At 65.4% G+C, this 21,415-nt stretch carries 21 protein-coding genes; 11 read left to right on the plus strand and 10 right to left on the minus strand.

Annotated features, from left to right (window positions below; genetic code table 11):
• Positions 1–17 precede the first annotated feature (17 nt).
• A complete protein-coding gene (locus tag AB7Z56_RS09340; protein WP_063981553.1) occupies positions 18–2,297 on the plus strand; it encodes a fused MFS/spermidine synthase in 2,280 nt (759 codons plus the stop codon).
• 141 nt (positions 2,298–2,438) lie between these two features.
• On the opposite strand, the gene AB7Z56_RS09345 is transcribed toward AB7Z56_RS09340, so the two are convergent.
• Complete coding sequence (locus AB7Z56_RS09345; RefSeq protein ID WP_063986145.1) at positions 2,439–3,422, minus strand: glycerophosphodiester phosphodiesterase; 984 nt, start codon at positions 3,420–3,422, stop codon at positions 2,439–2,441.
• A gap of 142 nt (positions 3,423–3,564) precedes the next feature.
• On the opposite strand from AB7Z56_RS09345, the gene AB7Z56_RS09350 reads away from it, so the two are divergent.
• Entirely contained in the window at positions 3,565–4,827 is a 1,263-nt protein-coding gene (locus tag AB7Z56_RS09350; RefSeq protein WP_063981554.1) for a hypothetical protein, read from the plus strand.
• Positions 4,828–4,829: 2 nt separating this feature from the next.
• Here the strand turns inward: AB7Z56_RS09350 and AB7Z56_RS09355 are convergent, their stop codons facing one another.
• Positions 4,830–5,612: a L,D-transpeptidase gene (locus AB7Z56_RS09355; protein WP_063981555.1), complete on the minus strand. Its 783-nt coding sequence runs from the start codon at positions 5,610–5,612 to the stop codon at positions 4,830–4,832.
• A 327-nt stretch (positions 5,613–5,939) separates the two neighbouring features.
• Here AB7Z56_RS09355 and AB7Z56_RS09360 point away from each other — a divergent pair, with 327 nt between their 5' ends.
• On the plus strand, positions 5,940–6,263 hold the full coding sequence (locus tag AB7Z56_RS09360; protein WP_063981556.1) for a hypothetical protein: 324 nt from the start codon (positions 5,940–5,942) through the stop codon (positions 6,261–6,263).
• A gap of 116 nt (positions 6,264–6,379) precedes the next feature.
• Here AB7Z56_RS09360 and AB7Z56_RS09365 read toward each other — a convergent pair whose 3' ends face one another.
• Positions 6,380–7,141 carry an ABC transporter permease gene (locus AB7Z56_RS09365; RefSeq protein ID WP_028147642.1) on the minus strand — a complete coding sequence of 254 codons (762 nt, stop codon included), beginning with the start codon at positions 7,139–7,141 and terminating at the stop codon, positions 6,380–6,382.
• Entirely contained in the window at positions 7,138–8,061 is a 924-nt protein-coding gene (locus AB7Z56_RS09370; protein ID WP_028147643.1) for an ABC transporter ATP-binding protein, read from the minus strand. Before AB7Z56_RS09370 ends, AB7Z56_RS09365 begins: the two co-directional genes overlap by 4 nt.
• Before the next feature lie 290 nt (positions 8,062–8,351).
• Here AB7Z56_RS09370 and AB7Z56_RS09375 point away from each other — a divergent pair, with 290 nt between their 5' ends.
• The gene (locus AB7Z56_RS09375) at positions 8,352–9,080 is read left to right on the plus strand and encodes a hypothetical protein (protein WP_166101856.1); all 729 of its coding nucleotides are present in this window, start codon (positions 8,352–8,354) and stop codon (positions 9,078–9,080) included.
• Positions 9,081–9,115: 35 nt separating this feature from the next.
• Here AB7Z56_RS09375 and AB7Z56_RS09380 read toward each other — a convergent pair whose 3' ends face one another.
• Together AB7Z56_RS09380 and AB7Z56_RS09385 are read right to left on the minus strand one after the other, a co-directional pair.
• Positions 9,116–10,294, minus strand: a complete 1,179-nt coding sequence (locus AB7Z56_RS09380; protein ID WP_063981558.1) for a cytochrome P450 — start codon at positions 10,292–10,294, stop codon at positions 9,116–9,118.
• A gap of 16 nt (positions 10,295–10,310) precedes the next feature.
• Positions 10,311–11,519: an ABC transporter substrate-binding protein gene (locus tag AB7Z56_RS09385; RefSeq protein WP_063981559.1), complete on the minus strand. Its 1,209-nt coding sequence runs from the start codon at positions 11,517–11,519 to the stop codon at positions 10,311–10,313.
• Positions 11,520–11,622: 103 nt separating this feature from the next.
• On the opposite strand from AB7Z56_RS09385, the gene AB7Z56_RS09390 reads away from it, so the two are divergent.
• Positions 11,623–12,102: a MarR family winged helix-turn-helix transcriptional regulator gene (locus AB7Z56_RS09390; RefSeq protein ID WP_063986146.1), complete on the plus strand. Its 480-nt coding sequence runs from the start codon at positions 11,623–11,625 to the stop codon at positions 12,100–12,102.
• 9 nt (positions 12,103–12,111) lie between these two features.
• On the opposite strand, the gene AB7Z56_RS09395 is transcribed toward AB7Z56_RS09390, so the two are convergent.
• Entirely contained in the window at positions 12,112–12,789 is a 678-nt protein-coding gene (locus AB7Z56_RS09395) for a TetR/AcrR family transcriptional regulator (RefSeq protein ID WP_063981560.1), read from the minus strand.
• A gap of 172 nt (positions 12,790–12,961) precedes the next feature.
• On the opposite strand from AB7Z56_RS09395, the gene AB7Z56_RS09400 reads away from it, so the two are divergent.
• From AB7Z56_RS09400 to AB7Z56_RS09415, 4 genes are all read left to right on the plus strand, one after another.
• Entirely contained in the window at positions 12,962–13,825 is an 864-nt protein-coding gene (locus AB7Z56_RS09400; protein WP_063981561.1) for a DUF3313 domain-containing protein, read from the plus strand.
• A gap of 62 nt (positions 13,826–13,887) precedes the next feature.
• Positions 13,888–14,142 carry a hypothetical protein gene (locus AB7Z56_RS09405; RefSeq protein WP_063981562.1) on the plus strand — a complete coding sequence of 85 codons (255 nt, stop codon included), beginning with the start codon at positions 13,888–13,890 and terminating at the stop codon, positions 14,140–14,142.
• Between the two features lie 156 nt (positions 14,143–14,298).
• A complete protein-coding gene (locus AB7Z56_RS09410; RefSeq protein ID WP_063986147.1) occupies positions 14,299–14,586 on the plus strand; it encodes a hypothetical protein in 288 nt (95 codons plus the stop codon).
• A gap of 141 nt (positions 14,587–14,727) precedes the next feature.
• A complete protein-coding gene (locus AB7Z56_RS09415; protein WP_063981563.1) occupies positions 14,728–15,675 on the plus strand; it encodes a LysM peptidoglycan-binding domain-containing protein in 948 nt (315 codons plus the stop codon).
• 55 nt (positions 15,676–15,730) lie between these two features.
• Here AB7Z56_RS09415 and AB7Z56_RS09420 read toward each other — a convergent pair whose 3' ends face one another.
• Entirely contained in the window at positions 15,731–16,804 is a 1,074-nt protein-coding gene (locus AB7Z56_RS09420) for a tartrate dehydrogenase (protein WP_063981564.1), read from the minus strand.
• Between the two features lie 21 nt (positions 16,805–16,825).
• The gene (locus AB7Z56_RS09425; RefSeq protein WP_063986148.1) at positions 16,826–18,124 is read right to left on the minus strand and encodes an MFS transporter; all 1,299 of its coding nucleotides are present in this window, start codon (positions 18,122–18,124) and stop codon (positions 16,826–16,828) included.
• 156 nt (positions 18,125–18,280) lie between these two features.
• Between AB7Z56_RS09425 and AB7Z56_RS09430 the strand changes: the two genes are divergently transcribed.
• Together AB7Z56_RS09430 and AB7Z56_RS09435 are read left to right on the plus strand one after the other, a co-directional pair.
• Positions 18,281–19,198: a LysR family transcriptional regulator gene (locus AB7Z56_RS09430; RefSeq protein WP_063981565.1), complete on the plus strand. Its 918-nt coding sequence runs from the start codon at positions 18,281–18,283 to the stop codon at positions 19,196–19,198.
• 38 nt (positions 19,199–19,236) lie between these two features.
• Complete coding sequence (locus tag AB7Z56_RS09435) at positions 19,237–20,061, plus strand: aspartate dehydrogenase (RefSeq protein ID WP_063981566.1); 825 nt, start codon at positions 19,237–19,239, stop codon at positions 20,059–20,061.
• 3 nt (positions 20,062–20,064) lie between these two features.
• On the opposite strand, the gene AB7Z56_RS09440 is transcribed toward AB7Z56_RS09435, so the two are convergent.
• Complete coding sequence (locus AB7Z56_RS09440; protein ID WP_354233162.1) at positions 20,065–21,369, minus strand: PQQ-dependent sugar dehydrogenase; 1,305 nt, start codon at positions 21,367–21,369, stop codon at positions 20,065–20,067.
• Between the last annotated feature and the right edge of the window lie 46 nt (positions 21,370–21,415).

The raw sequence follows: 21,415 nt of genomic DNA on the forward strand, positions 1-21,415 counted from the left end.
TTTGAGCCGGAGCTTCCATGGATTCGATCGTGCAACCCGCCGCCACGGAGCAGCCGTCCTCGTCGCGCAACCGGCTGCTGCTGACGGTCTACACCGCCGCGATCTTCGTCAGCGCGCTGCTGCTGTTCTCGGTGCAGCCGCTGTTCGCCAAGATGGTGCTGCCGCGGCTCGGCGGCTCGCCGGCAGTGTGGTCGGTGGCGATGGTGTTCTTCCAGTCGCTGCTGCTGGCGGGCTATGCCTATGCGCATCTCTTGATGCAGATCAGGAATCGCATCGTTCCGGTCGCGGTGCATCTGGTTTTGCTGATCGCAGCCTTCGCCACGCTGCCGCTCGGCGTCGCCACGGCCTACGGCGATCCACCGGCCTCCGGCTATGCGTTCTGGCTGCTCGGCCTGTTCGTGGTCTCGATCGGCCTGCCGTTCTTCGCGCTCGCAGCCAACAATCCGCTGCTGCAGGCCTGGTTCGTCCGCACCGGCCATCCTGCCGGACACGATCCCTATTTCCTCTATGCATCCTCCAACATCGGCAGCTTCCTCGCGCTGTTGTCCTATCCGTTCCTGCTGGAGCCGATTTTCACGCTGCACACGCAGAACCGGTTCTGGACCCTTGGCTATGGCCTCCTGATCCTCCTGATCGCCGCCTGCGGCGTGCTGCTGCTGCGTTCGCCGAAGCTGGCCGTGGTCGACGCAAAGACCGAGGACGTCAATGCGCCGGCGCCAGGCATCGTGACGCGGCTGCGCTGGATCTTCCTCGCCGCAGTGCCGTCCGGCCTGCTGATCGCCGTCACGGCACACATCTCGACCGACGTCGCGGCGGCGCCGTTGCTCTGGGTGCTGCCGCTGTCGCTGTATCTGCTCACCTGGGTGGTGGTGTTCCAGTCGCGGCCGCTGCTGCCGCACAAATGGATGCTGATGCTCCAGCCGGTCGCGATCGCGGGCGTCATCGTCCTGCTGGCGTTCGGCGGCGAACAGAATCTGCTGCTGACCCTCGGCGGCCACCAACTGTGCTTCTTCGTCATCGCCATGGCCTGCCATGGCGAGCTGGCGCGGACACGGCCGGCCGCCAAATATCTCACGGGCTTCTATGTCGCGCTGTCGTTCGGCGGCATGGTCGGCGGCCTCTTTGCCGGCCTCGTTGCTCCATTCACCTTCTCCTGGATCGCCGAATACCCGATCCTGGTCGCGCTCGCCGCGCTGTGCCGGCCGCCGGCGAACGAGCGGCTGGCGGGCATCGTTAGATGGTACTGGCTGGCACTCGCCGTGCTCGCGGTGGCGCTGGTCGCGCCGTCTTACATGACCGGCGATCTCTCGACCTGGTTCGAGGATCATCGCGTCTGGGTCGCGGGGGCCGTCGGCGTGCTCGCGGCACTTCTGGCGCTCGCGCTCAACGCCAGCCGCTGGAAGATCTTCGCCACCGCCGCGCTCGCGCTGGCGTTGATCCGCGTCTATCCGGCGGACGAAGGCCGCGTCACGACGGTGCGCAGCTTCTTCGGCGTGCACAAGATCGTGGTGACGCCCGGCGGCTACTTCCATGTGCTGATGCACGGCACCACGATCCACGGCGCCGAGCGCTTCCGCAACAATGACGGCACGCCGGTCGTCGGCCGGCCCGAGCCGATCACCTATTACCACAAGGACGGCGGTATCGGTCAGGCCATCACCGCGATCCGCGAGCGCAAGGGCGCGCCGCTGAAGGTTGCGGCAATCGGCGTCGGATCGGGCACGCTCGCCTGTGCCGCCGAGCCCGGCGAAAGCTGGACCTTCTTCGAGATCGACCAGTCCATGGTCGACGCGGCGAGCGATCCGAAGAACTTTCGCTACATATCGAGCTGCATGCCGGGCCTGAAGCCGGTGATCGGCGATGCTCGCCTCACCTTCGCGAAAGAGCCCGACGGCGCTTATGACCTGATCATCGTCGACGCCTATTCGTCGGATGCGATCCCGATTCATCTCGCCACCGAAGAGGCGATGGGTATCTACAAGGACAAGCTGGCGCCGCACGGCGCCGTGGTGATGCACGTCTCCAACCGGCACCTCGATCTCGAGACCGTCGTGGTCGGCATCGCCGATGCCAACGATCTGAAGAGCTGGGTCTTCAACGAGGATTCCGGACGCGACGGGGACTACATCTTCTCGACCGACGTCGTCATCTCCGCGCGCGAGGAGGCCGACGTCGGCCGGCTCGCCTCCTCCAAGTCATGGGAGCAGACCGAAGCCGACGACCGGGTGCGGGTCTGGACCGACGACTATTCCAATATTTTGGGCGCGCTGTACCGGCGTCTGCGGGATGGGGAGTAGGGCTGCTACGACACCATCGCGCGCCGCGGACGCTGCGCAGCGCGTAGCGGTGCGCTGCAGAGCCGGGGCCTACGTTTCTGGGTCCCGGCTCTGCGTCGCGTTATTTCATGCCGCGCCGCGTCCGGGACACGAGATCGAGCGCTACGGCACGACCGGCGTTCCCGCCGGCAATGCAATTCCCTTCTCGCCCGCGACTTGCCGCAGCAGGTCCGGCCTGTCCGAGATGATGCCGTCGACGCCGAGCTCGATCATGCGCGCCATGTCCTCGCGCTTGTTGACGGTCCAGACCACGATACGCAGTCCGAGCGTGTGTGCCTCCGAGACGACCGCCTCGGTTACATCGCCGAAATAGGGCGACCAGACCGTGCCGCCCGCAGCCTTGATCGTCCGCGGCAGCGAGCCGCCGTGATCGGCCGGGCTGAAACCCGCCGTCCAGTTCGTCGCCTTGTCCAACGCCACCGTCTGGCCCGAGCCGCGCTGGAGCGTCAGGTAGACCGTCGGAATCGTGGGCGCCTGCTGCTGGACGAGCAACAGGGTCCGCCAGTCGAACGACTGGATCATGACGCGATCGGAAAATCCTTCGGCCTCGATCAGCTGGAGCAGCTTTGCGACAAAGCCTCGCGGATCGAGCGACTCGTCCGGATGGTTTGGATCGATCTTGGTCTCGATGTTGAAACGCACGCGCGTGTTGCCGGCCTTGCGCACCAGCGCGAACAGCTCGCCCAGGGTGGGAATGCGTGTCCCTGGCACGGCCCGCTGGTCGGGGAATTGCTTCGCGTAGGAACTGTCGGGCCGGATCTGGCCGACGTCATAGGTCCTGACGTCGGCCAACCGCAGCTTCACGAACGGTGTACCGGGCGCGGCGACATAAGCGCCGCCTGCATCGCGCGCGAGGTCGGGATTGAGCCCGCGTTCATGCGACACGACGACCTCGCCATCCGCGGTCACGCCGGCGTCGAGCTCCAGCGTGTCCACGCCCATCGACAGCGCGTTGGCGAAGGCCGGCAGGGTGTTTTCCGGCAACAGCGCGCGCCCGCCGCGATGCGCCTCGAGATCAAAGGCCATGGCTTGTCCCGCAGTGAGAACCGAGAGCACGATCAGGATTGTCGCGGCACGTGACGGCATCAAGGTTCGCAGCCCAGGTGAAAAGAGGAGCTTATGAAATCTTCGCCCGGTTCGTCCAGCTTCGTGGTCGACAGGTGCTTGACGGCGGCCGGGGAAGGCGGAAACTGGCTCTCAAAAAACAACGGTTCAGGGAGCCATTCATATGCGGCTTATCTTCATCGCAACGATGGCGATTCTCATGGTCGGACAGGCGCTAGCCAAGGATGTGCTCTCGGGTGCGAGCCTCTACGAAGATGTGGCGCGCTATGCGTCCTTCGGTCTGCACCGCTTCGGCTCGGCGGGCGATCGCGCGACGGCCGACTGGATCGCCGGCGAGATGAAGCAGGCGGGTTTCGAAATCAGCTTCCAGCCCGTCGTGCTCGGGCGGCAATATGTCGTCGAGCGGGCCAGCGCTGAAGCTGCCGGCATCTCTGTCGAGGCGACGCCATTCTGGTGGCCGCCGGAGGACAAGGCCAGCTTCCATCTCGCCGCGCCGCTCGCGCGCGATGGCGATGTCACCGGCAAGATCCTTCTGCTCGATCTGCCGTTCGATCGCGGCGCCTATCTGGGGCCGACCCATCGTACGGCGATCGCGGAAGCCGCGGCAAGGAAGCCGGCGGCCATCCTGCTGATGATCGGCAACCCCGCCGACGACCGCTTCGCCTATAACGTCACGCAGGAGGATGCGCCCTGGCCGGTGCCGGTGATCGTGGTCGGCGCGGCGTCGCGAGCGGTGTTCGAGCGCGCGCTCGCCTCAGGCGCGCGCGTCACCTTCGACGTCAAGGGCCATTACGAGCGCGATGTTGTTGGCCGCAACGTCATCGCCGAGATCGGGGCCGGCCGTGGGCCGGTCATCGTCGTCTCGACGCCGATGACCGGCTGGTACTCGTGCGTCTGCGAGCGCGGCCCCGGCATCGCCAACTTTCTCGCGCTGGCGCGCACCGTCGCCGCCGAGAAATGGCCGGCGCATCTTGTTTTCATCGCCACCGCCGGCCACGAGATCGGCCATGGCGGCATGGAACTGTTTTTGAAGCACGGAGCGCCGGCACCGAAGGACACGCTGGCGTGGATTCATTTCGGTTCGTCGAACGCCTGCTATGCCTTCGCGGAAGGCGCCCGCACCGATCGGCCCGAGCAAGAGCGTTATCTCGTGCTGAGCAAATCCGCCGTCGCACTGACCGACGAGGCTTTTGCGAATGTCGAGGCCAAGCGCCTGGTGACGGAGAAGCAGGCGGTCGGTGAGCTGCGCGATGTGCACGCGGCGGGCTACGCCAATTTCCTCGGCATGGCTGGGCGCCATCGGACGTTTCATACGCCGTCGGACGATCTCGCCGCGACCGGGCCCGAGATCCTCGAGCCGGTCGCGCGTGCCTTCGTCGATGCTGTGCGAAAGATCGTCGAACGCGGCAACGCCGCGTTTCGGTAGCGTCAGTTCTGATAGTAACCGCGCGGCTGATAGTATTGCCGGGGCTGTGGCTGATAGTAGCCCTGCTGGCCGTAGCCTTGATTGTAGTACTGCTGCGGCTGCTGCTGCTGCTGATAGACCTGTGCGTCATACAGCGGGCGGCTAGCCGAGCGCGGCGCGGGATAGCGCGTGCCGGTGTCGCTGCCGTCGGCCGGGTAGATGTAATTGTCGTCCTGCGGCATGTAGCGGCGGGCGGGCTGCGCCGGCGGTGCGAGATTCACGGGATCGCCTGAGGTGGCGTACTGCTCTTCGGCCGGCTGCGGCGCGCGGGCCACTGCTGTGGGGTTGCGGCCGCGCGGGTTGCGGGCCAGAGCCACCTGGGCCGAGCCGGTCAGCGTCACCGTGGTGTTGAGCACGCCCTGCTGCTGCACCAGCGCATAGAGCGTCGAGGCATTCTGACGCGACAGTCGCACGCAGCCGTGCGACGCCGGCGAGCCGAGGCGGCTGACCGAGTCGGTGCCGTGGATGGCGTGCCCGACCTTGGTGAAGAAGATCGCGTGCGGCATCGGCGCGTCGTCGAATTCCTTGGAGTAGTGATCCTCTTCCATGCGAAAGGCGCGGAAGGCGCCGCCCGGCGTTTCGCGCGAGGGGATGCCGGTTGACACCGGCCAGCGATAGCGCGCGACGCCGTCAACGGCGACGGTCATCTGCTGATTGTCCTTGTCGACGGTGATCTCGACCTTGGCCTGGGCGGCGCCCGCGCTCAAAAACATCAATGAGGAAAAAGCGATGAAAAAAGAACGCATCTGGAAACGCATTTGAGTTCTGGCCTCCGGCCTGTTCACGCTAGGCGCCGCGGCTCTCCGTCCCCCGGCGTGCAATATGCCTGCAATCCGGCTTTCGTTCCAGCGGGCTGCCCCTCCATCGTTAACGCGATGCCGGGCGTAAGCAAGGCCGCTTTGTGCCGCGTGGCTGGCGGCGGCGCTGACATTTTCGCGAGCGTGCCGAGCAGTCACAACGCCGACAATTCGTCACAAAGGCGCAACCATTCGGCCGCTTCAGGCGTTGATCGTGGCTGCCCTCGACGGGCGGCTTCCGCTGCCCTTTCCCCTTTAATTCCCTTGGGACCGAAGATGAACAAAGCCCGTATCGCCGCCGCGCAATTGCCGGCCGGTTTGCCCATCCGCCTGCTGTTCGCAGCCACCGCCATCCTGCTCGCGCTGTTGTCGCTGCCGCAACCCGGCCACGCCCAGGGCATCGTGCGCGGCGCCCAGGAAGGCTCCTATGAAGGCAACCGGATCGCCGGGCCTGTCGGTGGCGTGGTTGGCGGCGCGGTGGGCGCCGGTGTTGGAGGGGCCGTCGGTGCGGTGGAGGGCGTGTTCGGTATTCCGCATCACCGCCACTACCGCTGCCGCGGCTACTATGACGGCTACCATCGCTTCCACTGCTACAGGTAAGTCCACCATCGTCATTCCGGGGCGCCCGAAGGGCGAGCCCGGAATCCATTCATCCACCAACTCTGCCGCCCGATGGATTCCGGGCTCGCGACTTCGTCGCGCCCCGGAATGACAGCTCAGTTCTTCAGCCGGTACCCGGTGCGGAAAATCCACCAGATCACGGCGAGGCAGATCACCAGGAACGCCGTCGTCATGCAGATGCTGACGGACACGCTGACATCCGCAATCTCGTAGAAACTCCAGCGGAAGCCCGAGATCAGATAGACGACCGGGTTCAGCAGCGCCACCGTGCGCCAGCCTGCCGGCAGCATGTCGATGGAATAGAAGCTGCCGCCGAGGAAGGTCAGCGGCGTCACCACCAGCATCGGGATCATCTGGAGTTTTTCGAAGCCGTCGGCCCAGATGCCGATGATGAAGCCGAACAGGCTGAACGTCACCGCCGTCAGCACCAGGAAGGTCAGCATCCAGACCGGATGATGGATGTGCAGCGGCACGAACAGGCCGGCGGTGGCGAGAATGATCAGGCCGAGAATGATCGACTTCGTCGCGGCGGCGCCGACATAGCCGAGCACGATCTCGCCATAGGAAATTGGCGCCGACAGGATTTCGTAGATCGTGCCGGTGAATTTCGGAAAGTAGATGCCGAAGGAAGCGTTGGCGATGCTCTGCGTCAGCACCGAGAGCATGATCAGGCCCGGCACGATGAAGGTGCCGTAGCTGACGCCCTCGACCTGGCTGATGCGCGAGCCGATCGCGGCACCGAACACCACGAAATAGAGCGAGGTCGAGACGACAGGCGAGACGATGCTTTGCAGCAGCGTACGCCAGGTGCGCGCCATTTCGAACAGATAGATGGCGCGGATGGCGCGATGGTTCATGACGTCCTCACGAGGTCGACGAAGATGTCCTCGAGCGACGATTGCGTCGTGTCGAGATCGTTGAAGCGGATGCCGGCGTTGCGGAGGTCGCTGAGCAGGCTGGTGATGCCGGTGCGCTCGCCCTTGGTGTCGTAGTCGTAGACGAGCGTCGCGCCGCCGTCGCAGACGTCGAGCTCGTAATGGCTGAGGCTGTCCGGCAGCGTCGTGACCTTGCCCTGCAGATGCAGCGTCAACCGCTTCTTGCCGAGCTTCTCCATCAACGTCGCCTTGTCCTCGACCAGCACGATCTCGCCCTTGTTGATGACGCCGATGCGGTCGGCCATCTCCTCGGCTTCCTCGATGTAGTGCGTGGTCAGGATGATGGTGACGCCGGATTGCTGCAGGGTGCGCACCACCTCCCACATGCCCTTGCGCAGCTCGACGTCGACGCCGGCGGTCGGCTCGTCCAGGAACAGGATCTGCGGCTCGTGCGACAGCGCCTTCGCGATCATCACGCGGCGCTTCATGCCGCCGGAGAGCGTGATGATCTTGTTGTCCTTCTTGTCCCAGAGCGAGAGGTCCTTCAGCACCTTCTCGATATGGGCGGGGTTCTTCGGCTTGCCGAACAGGCCGCGGGAGAAGCTCACCGTCGCCCACACGCTCTCGAAGGCGTCGGTGTGCAATTCCTGGGGCACGAGGCCGATCAGCGAGCGGGCCTTGCGGTACGACGTCTGGATGTTCTCGCCGCCGACGAGGACCGTGCCTTCGCTTGGGTTGGCGATGCCGCAGATGATCGAGATCAGCGTGGTCTTGCCGGCGCCGTTGGGGCCGAGCAGCGCAAAAATCTCGCCGCGCTTGATGTCGAGATTGACGTTCTTGAGCGCCTTGAAGCCGGACCCGTAGGTCTTCGACAAATTGGCGACGGAAATGATGGAGGACATGATGGCCGCAGGGCTGAAAGGTAAAGACTGGGGAGGGGGAGGCTGGAACCGTCCGGGGAGGAGGTCAGCGGAGCCCTGAAATAGGAATGCACTTGCCCGGCCGCAATTGGCCGGAGAAAAATGGTCTCAAAACAGCCCCTTCGGTGGCAGGTTCCGGGCAAGTGTTGCGCGAGGGTCACGACTTGTGGCTAAGATTGCCGCTCACGCGCCTCTTTGTTGCGTCTGCGAGCAGGCCGTGGCTACGATTCCGGCCAATCGCAAAGCGTATCGTCCCCAGGGAAAACATCGAGATGAGACCGAACGGCCGTCACACCGCCGGCGCCAGCCAGTTGCCCGCCCTCCGTGTGTGGGCGATCTGCCTGCTCCTGCTGTCAGCTGTTGCCATTAGCCCGACCACCGCCAGGGCGGCGCCGAGCCAGTCCGCGGCCGCGACCACCCATGTCTACCTGCTCCGCGGCGTGCTCAACATCTTCTCGCTCGGGCTCGATACGATCGGCTCCCGCCTCCAGGCGCAGGGCGTCCAGGTGACCGTCGCGAACTTCGTGTCCTGGTCCTCGCTCGCTGATGAGGCCGCGGCCAACTACAGGGCCGGTCGCGTCAAGACCATTGTCCTGGTCGGCCATTCCTCCGGCGCGACCGCGCTGCCGGACATGATCGCCAAGCTCAACCAGCTCGGGGTGCCCGTGAAGCTCGCGATCGGCCTCGATTCCGTATTCAAGACCAGGCTGTCGACCGGCGCCGAGCGCTACATCAACATCTATATCGGCGATGGTCCCGGTGAGCCGGTGCGCGCCGCGGCTGGCCTCCGCGGCAAGCTCGACAATGTCGACGTCCGCGGCACCGGCGTCGGCCACATCTCGATCGACAAGAACGAGGCGATCCAGCGCCGCGTCATCGGCGAGATCGACGCCGCCATCTTGCGCTCGCGCGCCCCGGCAGGTCCGGTCGCCGAACCCGGCGCACCCAGGGCCCCGCGGCAGGCGCGCTCGGCGGCGGCGACGGCGCCGGCCAGGAACTGAGGGCGCGTCGCGCCCGCAGCACCGCGTGATGCCGCCTAAGCGGCGGTCACGCGGACCGGCATGCTCTCCAGCCCGCGCAGGGAATTGTTGAGCGTGCGTTTCGGCTCTGCCGTGAGCTCGATGGTCTTCACGCGTCTTGCGAGCTCGCCGAAGATCAATTCGCCTTCCAGACGCGCGATCATCTGGCCGACGCAGGCGTGAATGCCGGCGCCGAAGCCGACATGTCCGGTCGCACTTCGTTCGACATCGAAGCGGTCGGGTTTGTCCCACCGCGCCGGATCGCGGTTGGCGGAGGCCATGAACAGCAGCACCTTGCGGTGCGCGGGGATCACGCCGCCGCCGATCTCGACATCGCGCGAGGTGGTGCGAAAGAATGTCTGCACCGGTGAGTCGTAGCGCAATCCCTCCTCGAAAGCGTTGCGCGCCAGCTCCGGCTTGTGGTGCAGCTTGCGATATTCATCCGGGTGCGTGGCGAGTGCCAGCAGGGTGTTGCCGATGCCGTTGACGGTGGTGTCGATCCCGGCGGTGAGGAACGGCCGCACCAGATGCGTTGCTTCGTGCTCGGTGATCTCGCCGTCGTCGGCCGCCTGGTAGATCATCATGCCGAGCCCGTCGGGCTGCAACGCGTCCCGGGCGCAGCATTCCATGATCCAGCTCTGTGCGGCGAGGCCCGCCTTGCGCGATGTGGCCAGCATTTCGTTCTCCGGGCCAAAGCTGTCGAACACGAAGGTGCTCCAGGCGAGCAGCTTCTCGCGGCCATCCGGCCGGATGCCGATCGCATCCGGAAACACTTTCATGGGATAGGCTTCCGCAAGATCGGCCACGGCATCGAAGGTGCCTTTGTCGATCAGCTCCGAGACCTTCCTCTCCGCCTCCTGCTGAAACGTCTCGCGCAGCTTCCTTGCGACGCCCGGGGACAGGGTGCGGCCGAGGACGCGGCGGCCCTTGTCATGATCGGGAGGATCGATCTGGAGTGTCAGCGGTTTCGGCAGGGCAGGATTCATCCCGTGAAGCCCGACACCCTCGCCGCTGATGAACGTCTTCCAGTCCTTCAGGGCCGGCTCGACTTCGGCATAGCCTGCCATGGCCCACACGCCATACCGCTCCAGTGCGAACGCAGGCCCGAGCGCGCGCAGCGCTTCATAGGCGGGATAGGGGTCCATCAGGAAGTCAGGCGCGAACGGGTCGACCGGACTGGATGCAATGCCGCTCATGGTCAGCTCCCGGCCGTTATTGCGTGGTCAGCGGACACTTGCCTTCGCTCTCCGAGCGGAATGCGTCCTCGCCCTTGATCGTGGCGACGACCTTCAGCAGGTCCCAGGCCGAATTCGACTCCTCGGGCGCCTTGACCTGGAGCAAATAGAGCGGGTGGATATTGCGTCCGTCCTTGCGGATGTAGCCCTTGCCGAACAGCGGATCATCGGTCGGCATCTCCTTCATCGCCGCGACGACGGCCTTGCCGTCCTTGGCGCCGCCGACCTTGTCGACCGCCTTGAGGTAGTGAATGACCGAGGCATAGACGCCGGCCTGCATGTCGTTGGGATAAGCCTTCGAGGGGATGCGCTCGGCGAAGCGTTTGGCGAAAGCCCGCGTGCCGTCGTTCAGATCCCAGTAGAACGGGTTCATGATCTGCGCGCCCTGCGCAAACTTCAGTCCGAGTGAGGGAAGGCCGTTCATCCCCAGGATCAATCCGACCAGCTTGTGGTCCTTGGTCAGCCCGAACTCGGCGGCCTGCTTCATCGAGGTGATGGTATCGTCGCCGGCATTGGCGAAGCCGACGACGTTCGCGCCCGAAGCCTGGGCCTGGAGCAGGAAGGAGGCGTAGTCGGCCGTTCCCAGCGGATGCCGCACGCTGCCGAGCACCTCGCCGCCGGACGCTTTCACGGCCTCCGCGGCCTGCCTCTCCAGATCGTGACCGAACGCGTAGTCGGCGGTGATGAAGAACCACTTCTCGCCGCCTTGCTGCACGATCGCCTTGCCGAGGCCGCGCCCATAGGCATAGGTGTCGTAGGTCCAGTGCACGGTATTCGGCGTGCATTTCTCGCCGGTGAGCAGCACCGTGCCGGCCCCCGATCCGACGAAGACCTTGTTCTTCTCGGCACTCATGCCGGCGACGGCGAGCGCGATCGACGAGTTGGGGATATCGAAGATCGCGTCGACGCCGTCATTCTCGTACCAGCGCCTGGCGATGCCGATCCCGATGTCCGTCTTGTTCTGATGGTCGGCCGCGACGACCTCGACAGGTTTGCCGGCGGCCTTGCTGCCATAATCCTCGACCGCCATTTTTGCGGCGACGACCGAGCCGATACCCTGATAGCTCGCGAACGGACCGGATTGGTCGTTCAGGATGCCGATCTTCACGGCATCCTGGGCAAAGCCCGGCGCGGCAACCAGCATCGAAGCCAAAATGCACAATTTGTGCAGGAATTTGCTGTTCATTGTGTCCCTCCCATATGCGGTCTTGGTGCCGCTAAATAATAGTTATATTTTATAGCTATTTTTGAGAGTGTCAATTCGGCTGTGGCCGCCGCGGATGAGGATCATGAGTTCGAGAACCGTAAGACCCGGGTTGAAGTCCGATCAGCAGCCGGAGAAATCGCTGGACCTGCGCGCGCTCCGGCGGACGCCCGGCTTCATGCTGCGCCTCGCGCAATTGAAGTTTTTCGAAGGCTTTTACGAGGAGTTCGCCGCGTTGGGCCTGACCCCGGCGACCTATGCGATCTTCGCCGTCATTCGTGACAATCCCGGCGTGCCGCCGAGCAGCCTCGCCAGCCTGCTTCGGCTGCGCCTGCCGAACCTGATCAAGATCCTGAATGAGCTTGAATCGTCCGGCTTCATCAAGCGCAACCGCTCGAAGGCGGACCGCCGTGCCGTCGAGCTGATGCTGACGCCGAAGGGCGCAAAGCTCATTGCCGAGGGGGCAAGGCTGACGGAGCCCTACAACGAAAAGATGCTGGCCCCGCTCAGCGCGGCCGAGCAGCGCATGCTGCTGGAATTGCTGAACCGGCTCCTGCCGCTCTAGGGGCGGGCTCTATCGCTTCCTGACCAGCTTCAGGGGACGACCGGTCTTCTGAATGCGGGGCTTGATCGCAACGCTCTGCGCGTCGGGCGGGTTCAGGAAGCGGACGAGCATCGTTCTCAGATGCTCTACGCTCTGCTTGATATCCAGCTTCGGATTGCGGATCGGCATGGCGCGTGATCCGTCGACGAGGGCGATCAGGATGTTTGCCGTCGCGTCCGGATCGAGTCCCGGATCCACCCGTCCCCGGTCTTGCGCCTGGCGCAGGAAATCGCTCCACATGCGGCGGACCGCCCCGGTGTGGCGTTCGATGATCTCAGCGAATTCGGGATTGCGGGCGGCCTCCGCGAGGCCATCCAGATTGAGGATCTGGGCGGGACGAAATCGCAGGCTGGATTCCTCGATGTCGACGAGCAGCGCCTCGATCACGTCCGGGGCGGCCAGAATTTTTTCGAACTTTTCGGCCGACCGCGCGAGACCGAGGTCGATCATCGCCTCGATGATCGCCTCCTTGCTCGCGAAGTAGTGATAGAGGTGGCCCGGACTGATGCCGGCTTCGGTGCAGATATCTGTCGTGCTAGCGCCGCGGAAGCCGTCCCTGATGAAGCAGCGGATCGCCGCGCCGAGGATTTCCCCGCGCTTCTGCTCATGCTTGACGGGGTCGACTTTCCTCAAACCGGACATCTCCATTCACACTCGCCCCGTTTAGCACGACGATCCGCCACGAGAAAATCAAAATTAGAGAGTTCCATCTATTTATGTTGACGGATGTTGCGAGGCGTGAGAAGTGATTATTAGAGCGATCTCTCTAATAAGCTGCCGATGCGGGAATGGGACTATGCGCTTTCCACGGACGGCCCTGATGGGTGCCGCGCTTGCGCTCGGAGGGTGTGCGACCGCGCCGCTCGAACAGGCCGGCTCGCTCAGGAGCTACGACCGGATGTCGGAAGCGAACGGGCTGGTGACGCGATCGAAGATCCGCGTGAACAAGCAGGATGTGCTGGCGGCGAAGACGATCCGGATCGCATCGACCGTCTTTCCCGCGCGCACCGATGTCGTGTTGAACGAAAAGGAACGTCGCCTGGTTGCGAACGCCATCAGCCGCGAGCTGTGTCTCCGCTTGAGCGAGCGCTTCCGTATCGTCTCATCCGATGACGACGCCGATCTCACGGTGCAGGCGACGGTGACGCATGCCGCGCCGACCAGCCCGACCGCCTCCGGCGCATCGAAAGCCCTGTCGATAGCCAAGACCGTTGCGCTTCCCGGCGTGCCCGTACCGGTGCCGAGGCTTCCGGTCGGGCTCGGCAGCCTGTCGGTCGAGGCGGAAGCGCGCGATTTTGCAGGATTTCAGAAGGCGGCCATGGTCTGGGCGCGCGGCGCCAACTCGATTACGAACTCTCCGCGGGTCGCCAATGAGGGCGATGCCTACGATCTCGCCGCCGATTTCGGCACGGACTTCGCAAAACTGGTTACGACCGGAGAGTCGCCGTTCGGCGGCATCCCCGCGCTGCCGCCGATGGACAGCATTCCCGTGCGGCTCGGCGGTGCGCCCAAATATGTCGCCTGCGAAGCGTTCGGACGGTTTCCCGGCATCACCGGCATCGCGGGGCAGGGGCTCGGCCTGCCGCCGGCCTGGACCGATTCCGGCGCCAACGAGAGCCCGGCCAACAATCCGGCCCCGCCGCCTGTGCCCGGAGCGAATTCAGAGCAGGCGCTGACACAGTGATGCGGCTGCGCGCCCCGCAACATCCGAGCTCGACATATTGGTAGCCGATCAGAGTTGATGACATGCTGACATCCGGAATAACTCGCCCTTCCCAACGCGCTTTGCGCCAAAGCGCAGCGCGTGACGATGCGCGCGCGAGCAGCGTTCCCCTGTTCACGGCCGATGAGGCGTGGAGCCGGACCAACGCAGATCGGCATGCAGTCGACGAGAGGGATGACCAGGACTCGATGCTCGAGCCCGGCTTCTGGATGACGGCCCTGGTCGCGGTCCTGCCCACGGTCGCCGGCTGCCTCTATCTCGTCCTGACCCAGGGATGAGGCGCGCAGCGAGCGCGGCACCGGGGACAAGCGATGCATTCACGATATGAGTTGGCGTGCTGCCAGCGAAGGTCCGTCTTCGGCCGCCGCAGATCTCTGGCGGCCTTGTCCGCCGTCTTGACGCTTTTGCTGGCGGGATGCGCATCGAGCGGGAATTTGCCTCCTGTCTATCATCCTCCGCGTCCGCCTGGTGCCAAGGCGGTGCAGGAGGGCGTCAGGAAGGCAGCCGCCGAAGTCAAGCTGACCGGGGGACTCGAGACATCCGCCGTCCGTCCTACCGACCACGGGCCGGCGTCGTATTTCGTCTGCCTGAGGCAGCGCGGTGGTCCGTCCGATAGACACCCGGCCTATTCGGTCTTTTTCGACGATGACGCCTACAAGGGAATCCAGAGCTCGGTGATCCTCGACGCCTGCGAAGCCCAGCCATGGGTTCCCTTCAACTGATGCCGGGGATGTAAGGGGCAGAATGAGAACCTCGACCGACGGGCGTCACGGGCCCGGTTCCGTGCCCCAAAATCCACCCAATCGGTGGTCACTAAGCCCGCGGAGGAGGCCTTTGCCTCCCATGGCGGGACTGCTGGACGGATGATCGATTTGAGGCGGCTAGTCGTGCTGGCAGCGGTTGCGCTGCTCGCCCTAGGCACCGGCATGGCCGTTGCCTCACCTGCGAAGCCGAAGCGCCCCGCGGTCGCGACCGCTGCGCCGCCGCCTCCCGCTCCGCCGGTCGAGCCGCTGCCGCCGCCAAAGATCTACCTGTTCCGCGGCGCCATGGGGCCGATCTTCTCGACCGGCATGGACCGGCTCAGCGAAAAGCTGACGAAGGCCGGCTTCTCGGCCGACGTCTATGAATTCACCATCTGCCGATGGATCGGCGATCGTGTCATCTCCAGCTACAAGGAGAGCCCGGCGCCGATCGTGCTGATCGGCCACTCCATGGGCGGGCTGTGCTCGGTCGTGATCTCCGAGATGGCGGCCAAGGAGAACATCCGGATCAGCCTCGTCATCGCCATCGATTCCGCGCATGCGACCGGCGACGTGCCGCTCAATGTCGAGCGCTTCATCAACATCTTCCTCTCCGACAGCGTGCTCGGCGGCGGCGACGTCGTGGCCGTGCCCGGCTATCGGGGCCATTACGCGAGCTACGACCTCAAGGAGAACAGCCGCGTCTCGCACATCAACATCGAGAAGTCGGACGACATCCATCGCCAGATCATCGAGATGGTGACGCAGCTGCCACGCATCCCCGCGCAGAGCCAGGCCGATGCCGTGCCGCTGCGCTATCTCGTGCCGCCGAACACGCCGGTGGAATTGTGGGACAGCGGCGTGCGGGTGCCGGTGCGCACCGGCGACACCCTGGAGAGCATCGCCGCCGCCCGCCGCGTGCCGCTGTGGACGCTGGCGCAGAGCAACTCGCTGGCGGAGAACGCGCCGCTCACTCCCGGCCAGTCCATCATCGTCCCGCGCCACCTGACGCCGCCGGAGCCTGTGGCCGCGATGGCGGCGCCGGCGCCGCCGCCGCAAGGGCGGAAGTAGTTGATCCACAACTCGTCATGGCCGGGACAAGCCCGGCCATGACGTCGAGTAGCGATTACACGTTCGTCCCGTGGATCGCGTCGATCACGGCGTCCGTGACTTCCTTCGTCGTCGCCTTGCCGCCGACATCGGGCGTCAGCACGCCGGCCGCGCAGACGCGCTCGACCGCCGACATCAGCCGCATTGCCGCGTCCTTCTCGCCGAGATGCTCGAGCATCTGGACGCCGGTCCAGAAGGTCGCGACCGGGTTGGCGATGCCCTTGCCGGTGATGTCGAACGCCGAGCCGTGGATCGGCTCGAACATCGAGGGGAAGCGGCGCTGCGGATCGATGTTGCCGGTCGGCGCCACCCCGAGGCTGCCGGCGAGCGCGCCGGCAAGATCGGAGAGGATGTCGGCGTGGAGGTTGGTCGCGACGATCGTGTCGAGGCTCTTTGGATGCAGTGTCATGCGCACGGTCATGGCGTCGACCAGCATCTTGTCCCAGGTGACGTCGGGGAATTCGGCCGCAACTTCGGCTGCGATCTCGTCCCACATCACCATGCCATGGCGCTGCGCGTTCGACTTGGTCACGACGGTCAGGAATTTGCGCGGGCGTGACTGCGCGAGCTGGAAGGCGTAGCGCATGATGCGGGTGACGCCGACGCGGGTGAACACCGCGACCTCGGTGCCGACTTCTTCCGGCAGGCCCCTGTGCGCACGGCCGCCCATGCCGGCATATTCGCCTTCCGAGTTCTCGCGCACGATCACCCAGTCGAGATCGCCGACGCCGACATTGCGCAGCGGCGAGGCGACGCCCGGCAGGATCTTGGTCGGGCGCACATTGGCGTATTGGTCAAAGCCCTGGCAGATCGGCAGGCGCAGGCCCCACAGCGTGATGTGGTCGGGCACATCAGGCGCGCCGACCGCGCCGAAATAGATCGCGTCGAATTTCTTCAGCTCGGCAAGGCCCTCGGCCGGCATCATCACGCCGTGCTTCTTGTAATAGTCCGAGCCCCAGTCGAACGTCTTGACGTTGAAGGCGAGGTCGCCGCTGCGTTTTGCCAGAGCCTCCAGCACGCGGATTCCGGCCGAGATGACCTCGGGGCCGATGCCGTCGGCGGGAATTGCTGCGATCGAATGGGTGCGCATGAAGATGCTCCGTTTGAGATGTCAGTGGGATTGCGGGACGGGTTCGACGGGCGCGGTCTGCGCGCGCGACAATAGCAGGGTCAGGACCGCGGAGAGAACGAGCAGGCCGCTGACGAAATAGAGTCCGCCGACAAAACTGCCGGTCTGCTCCTTGATCCAGCCGATCATGGCGGGTCCGACGAAGCCGCCGAGATTGCCGATCGAGTTGATGGTGGCGATCCCTGCTGCGGCCGCGGGGCCGGACAGGAACAGCGTCGGCATGCTCCACAGCGGCGGCTTGGCCGAGGAGATGCCGATGTTCACCAGCGCCAGCGCCACCAGCACGGTGACCACGCCGGTTGCAAGCCCGGCAAAGGCGAGCCCCACGGCCGCGAGCAGGCAGGCGAGCACGACGTGCCAGGTGCGCTCGCCGGTGCGGTCCGAATGCCGCGCCCACAGCACCATGGCGACGACGGCGGCGGTTGCCGGCAGCGCATTGAGGAAGCCGACCTGGAGCGTGGACAGGCCGAACTGCTTGATGATCTGCGGCGCCCAGACGCCGAGCGTGTAGAGGCCTGCCGAGGTGCCGAAATAGATGAGCGCGAGCGCCAGCACGCGCGGATCGGCGAGCCCGCGCCAGATGCTGTGGCTCGCGGTCGCGGCCTTGCTGGTGGTTTCCGCATTCATGACATCGACCAGCCATCGCCGCTCGTCGTCCGCGAGCCATTTTGCCTTTTCCGGGCGGTCGGTGAGGAATGCCAGCACAACGAAGCCAAGCAGCACGGCCGGCAGCGCCTCCAGCACGAACAGCCATTGCCAGCCCTTGAAGCCGAACAGGCCATCCATTTCCAGCAGCGCGCCGGAGACGGGCGATCCCAGTACGGTCGACAGCGGCGCCGCCGCCATGAATAGCGCGGTCACCGCGGCGCGCTGGCGCGCCGGGAACCAGTAGGAGAGATAGAGGATGATGCCGGGGAAGAAGCCGGCTTCGGCGACGCCGAGCAGGAAGCGCAGCACATAGAAGCTGGTCGGGCCCTGCACGAAGGCCATCGCGGCCGACACGAGGCCCCAGGTGATCATCACCCGCGCGATCCATATCCGCGCGCCGACCTTGTGCAGGATGATGTTGGAGGGCACCTCGAACAGGAAATAGCCCCAGAAGAAGATGCCGGCGCCGAAGCCGTAGACGGTGGGCGACAGGCCGATGTCCTTGTTCATCGTCAGCGAGGCGAAGCCGATATTGACGCGGTCGATGAAGGCCACGAAGTACAGCAGCATGATGAAGGGAACGATGCGCCAGGTGATCTTGCGCAGCACGCGCGTCTGAATCTCGCTCGCCACCCTGGCCTCCTCGAGTTCCGGTTTGTTGTTGTATCGGCGGACCCGGAGGTCCACGCCGGCAACGAGCCTAGGCGGGGGAAGGAGGCATACTCAATTGGCGCTGGTTTATACAAAAAAATGATATAATCCTCGCCTGGCGAGACGAGAGGACCTTGGATGGAATTGCATCAGTTGCGATGCTTCGTGGCGGCGGCCGAGCGGCTGCATTTCGGCCATGCGGCGCAGCAGCTCCAGATGCTGCCCTCCGCGCTCGGCCGGCAGATCAGGCTGTTGGAAGAAGATCTGGGAACGCGGCTGTTCGCACGGACCACGCGCGCGGTGTCGCTGACGGAAGACGGTTCGACGCTGCTGCGCGATGCCCGCGCCATCCTCGCCAAGGTCGAGGCGGTTGAGAGCAATCTGCGCAACCGCTCGCGTGCCGGCGCCGCGCGGCGGCTGCGGGTCGGCGCCATCGACAGCGCGGCAGCGGGATTGCTGCCGCCGCTCTTGCGCGATTTCCGCGACAAGCATCCTGAGATCGCGGTGCAGCTGCTCGAAGACAAGACCGTCCGGCTGCTGCCGAAGATTTTGACCGGCGCGCTGGATCTCGCCTTCGTCCGCCCGCCCGACAGTGCGGACAAGCGGCTCGAATTCCGCGATCTGCTCCAGGAGACCGCGATCGTGGCGTTTCCGCAACGCCACCCGCTCGCCGAGCGCAAGTCGATCACGCTGGCGCAGATCGCCGACGAGGCGATGCTGGTGCCGGACCGCCGCTCGCGGCCACACAGCCATGACCTCACGATCAAGCTGTTCGAGCAGGCCGGGCTGACGCCGCGCATCGTGCAGGTCGCCGACGAGAAGCAGACCATCATCCATCTGGTGGCAACGAAGCTCGGCGTTGCGATCGTGCCGCGCTGGACCACGCGGATGGCGGTATCAGGCGTGCGCTTCGTGCCGCTGCGGCCGAAGCAGAGCGGCCCCATCGGCCGGCTGCCGCTTGCCGCCGCATGGCTGCGCGGTTCGCGCGACCCGGCCCGCGATGCCATGCTGGCGGTGCTGGAGGCGCGCCTGCGCAGCTATGCGCGGGAGGCGTGAGCGGCTATGACATTGGCCTGGCGAGAAGGTGGGACGCGATGACTGCACAGAAAGCTTCGAACGAATTGCGGGTTGCCATCGCAGGCCTGGGCTCGATCGGCACCAAGATCGCGACCGCACTCGATCAGGGCATCGAGGGGCTGACGCTGTCCGCTGTCGCCGTGCGTGATCCCGCCAAGCATCAGGCGTTTCTGGGCGGCCTGCGTCGTGCGCCATCCGTGCTGCCGATCGATCAGCTCGGTGACGCCGCGGATATCGTGGTCGAATGCGCGCCGAGCGGCCAGTTGCGCGCGATCGTCGAGCCCGCGGTGAAGCGCGGCAAGGCCGCCGTCGTCGTCAGCGTCGGCGGACTGCTCGACAATTTTGATCTGGTCGATCTCGCCCGCGCCAATGGCGGCCGCATCATCGTGCCGACCGGAGCGCTGATCGGGCTGGACGCCGTCAACGCCGCCGCAATCGGCACCATCAACTCGGTGAAGATGGTGACGCGCAAGCCGATCGACGGTCTGAAGGGCGCGCCCTTCATCGTCGAAAACAACATCGATATCGACAATCTACGCGAGCCGCTCAAACTGTTCGAGGGCACCGCGCGCGAGGCCGCAAAGGGCTTTCCAGCCAATCTCAACGTCGCGGTCGCGCTGTCGCTCGCGGGCGTCGGGCCGGACCGCACCTCCGTGCAGATCTGGGCCGATCCGACCGTGACGCGCAACGTTCACCGCATCGAAGTCGAGGCGGATTCGGCGCGCTTCTCGATGTCGATCGAGAACATCCCGTCGGAGAATCCCAAGACGGGCCTGATCACGGCGCTCTCCGTGATCGCGCTGCTACGCAAGCAGCGCGCCACGCTTTGTGTCGGGACGTAACCTCTACGCGCCCGTGACGCGCCAGATCACGTTGCCGACGTCGTCGGCCATCAGCAGCGACTTCTTGTCGGGTCCGATCACGACGCCAACCGGACGGCCGTAGGATTCCTTCTCGTCCGGGGACAGGAAGCCCGACAGGATGTCGCGACTGGGGCCGGAGGGCTTGCCGTTTTCGAACGGGATGAACACCAGTTTGTAGCCCGAGAGAGTGCTGCGATTCCACGAGCCGTGCTGGCCGATCACCATGCCGTCGGGGAAGCCGGGCAGGGTCCCTGCGGGCATCCAGCACAGGCCGAGCGAAGCGGTGTGGCCGCCGAGTGCGTAGTCCGGTTGAAGCGCTTTGGCGACCATCGCGGGATCCTGCGGCACGCGATCGTCGACCGTCTTGCCCCAGTAGCAATAGGGCCAGCCGTAGAAGCCGCCGTCGCGCACCGAGGTGAGATAGTCCGGCGGCGTCTCGTCGCCGAGACCGTCGCGCTCGTTGACGACGGTCCAGAGCACGTTCGTATTGGGCTCCCACGCGAGTCCAACCGGGTTGCGCAGTCCCGCACCAAAAATGCGATGCGTGCCGGCGGCGAGATCGAGCTCATAGACCGCGGCGCGGCCTTCCTCGACCTTCATGCCCATCTCGGCGATGTTGCTGAGCGAGCCGACACCGGCATAGAGCTTCTTGCCGTCGGGGCTTGCGAGCAGGCTGCGCGTCCAATGGCCGCTCGGCTTGAACGTCGTGAGCCGCTTGCCCGGCGCGGTGATGCGGTCGGCATTGGCGACATAGGGGAAGGCCATCACGCCGTCGGTGTTGCCGACATAGAATGTGTTGCCGACCAGCGCCATGCCGAAGGGCTGGCTGAGGTTCTCCATGAAGGCGCCGCGCACTTCGGCGACGCCGTCGCCGTCCTTGTCGCGCAGGAGCGTGATGCGGTTGGCGCTGACTCCGAGCGCTGCGGCGCGCCGCATCGTCGCCTGCATCGCATAGTGAAACACCGACCTCGGCGCGCCCGCAATCTGCGTCGCCTCCGCGATCAGCACGTCGCCATTCGGCAGCACCTCGATCCAGCGCGGATGGTCGAGCCCGGTTGCGAACGCATTGACCTTGAGCCCGGGGGCGACCGTCGGCTTCTGGCCCTCGCTCCAGCCCCTGGCCGTCGGCATCTTCAAGGTCGGCAGCGCCCCCTGCGGCTTCGCTTCGGGAATCGCCGGCGCCTGGCCCCAGGCCGGCGCGGGCGCGGTGCCCGACAGCCGCCGCCATTGCAGCGCGGCACCGCCGATCAGCGCGACGAACTGCGCGAAGATGCTGGAAAAGGTCATGGAAATCCCCTGTTGAACGTACGGCACAGTCCAACGACGGATCGCC

It is taken from the genome of Bradyrhizobium sp. 482_C4_N1_8 (genome assembly GCF_052075965.1).
GTDB lineage: Bacteria > Pseudomonadota > Alphaproteobacteria > Rhizobiales > Xanthobacteraceae > Bradyrhizobium > Bradyrhizobium barranii.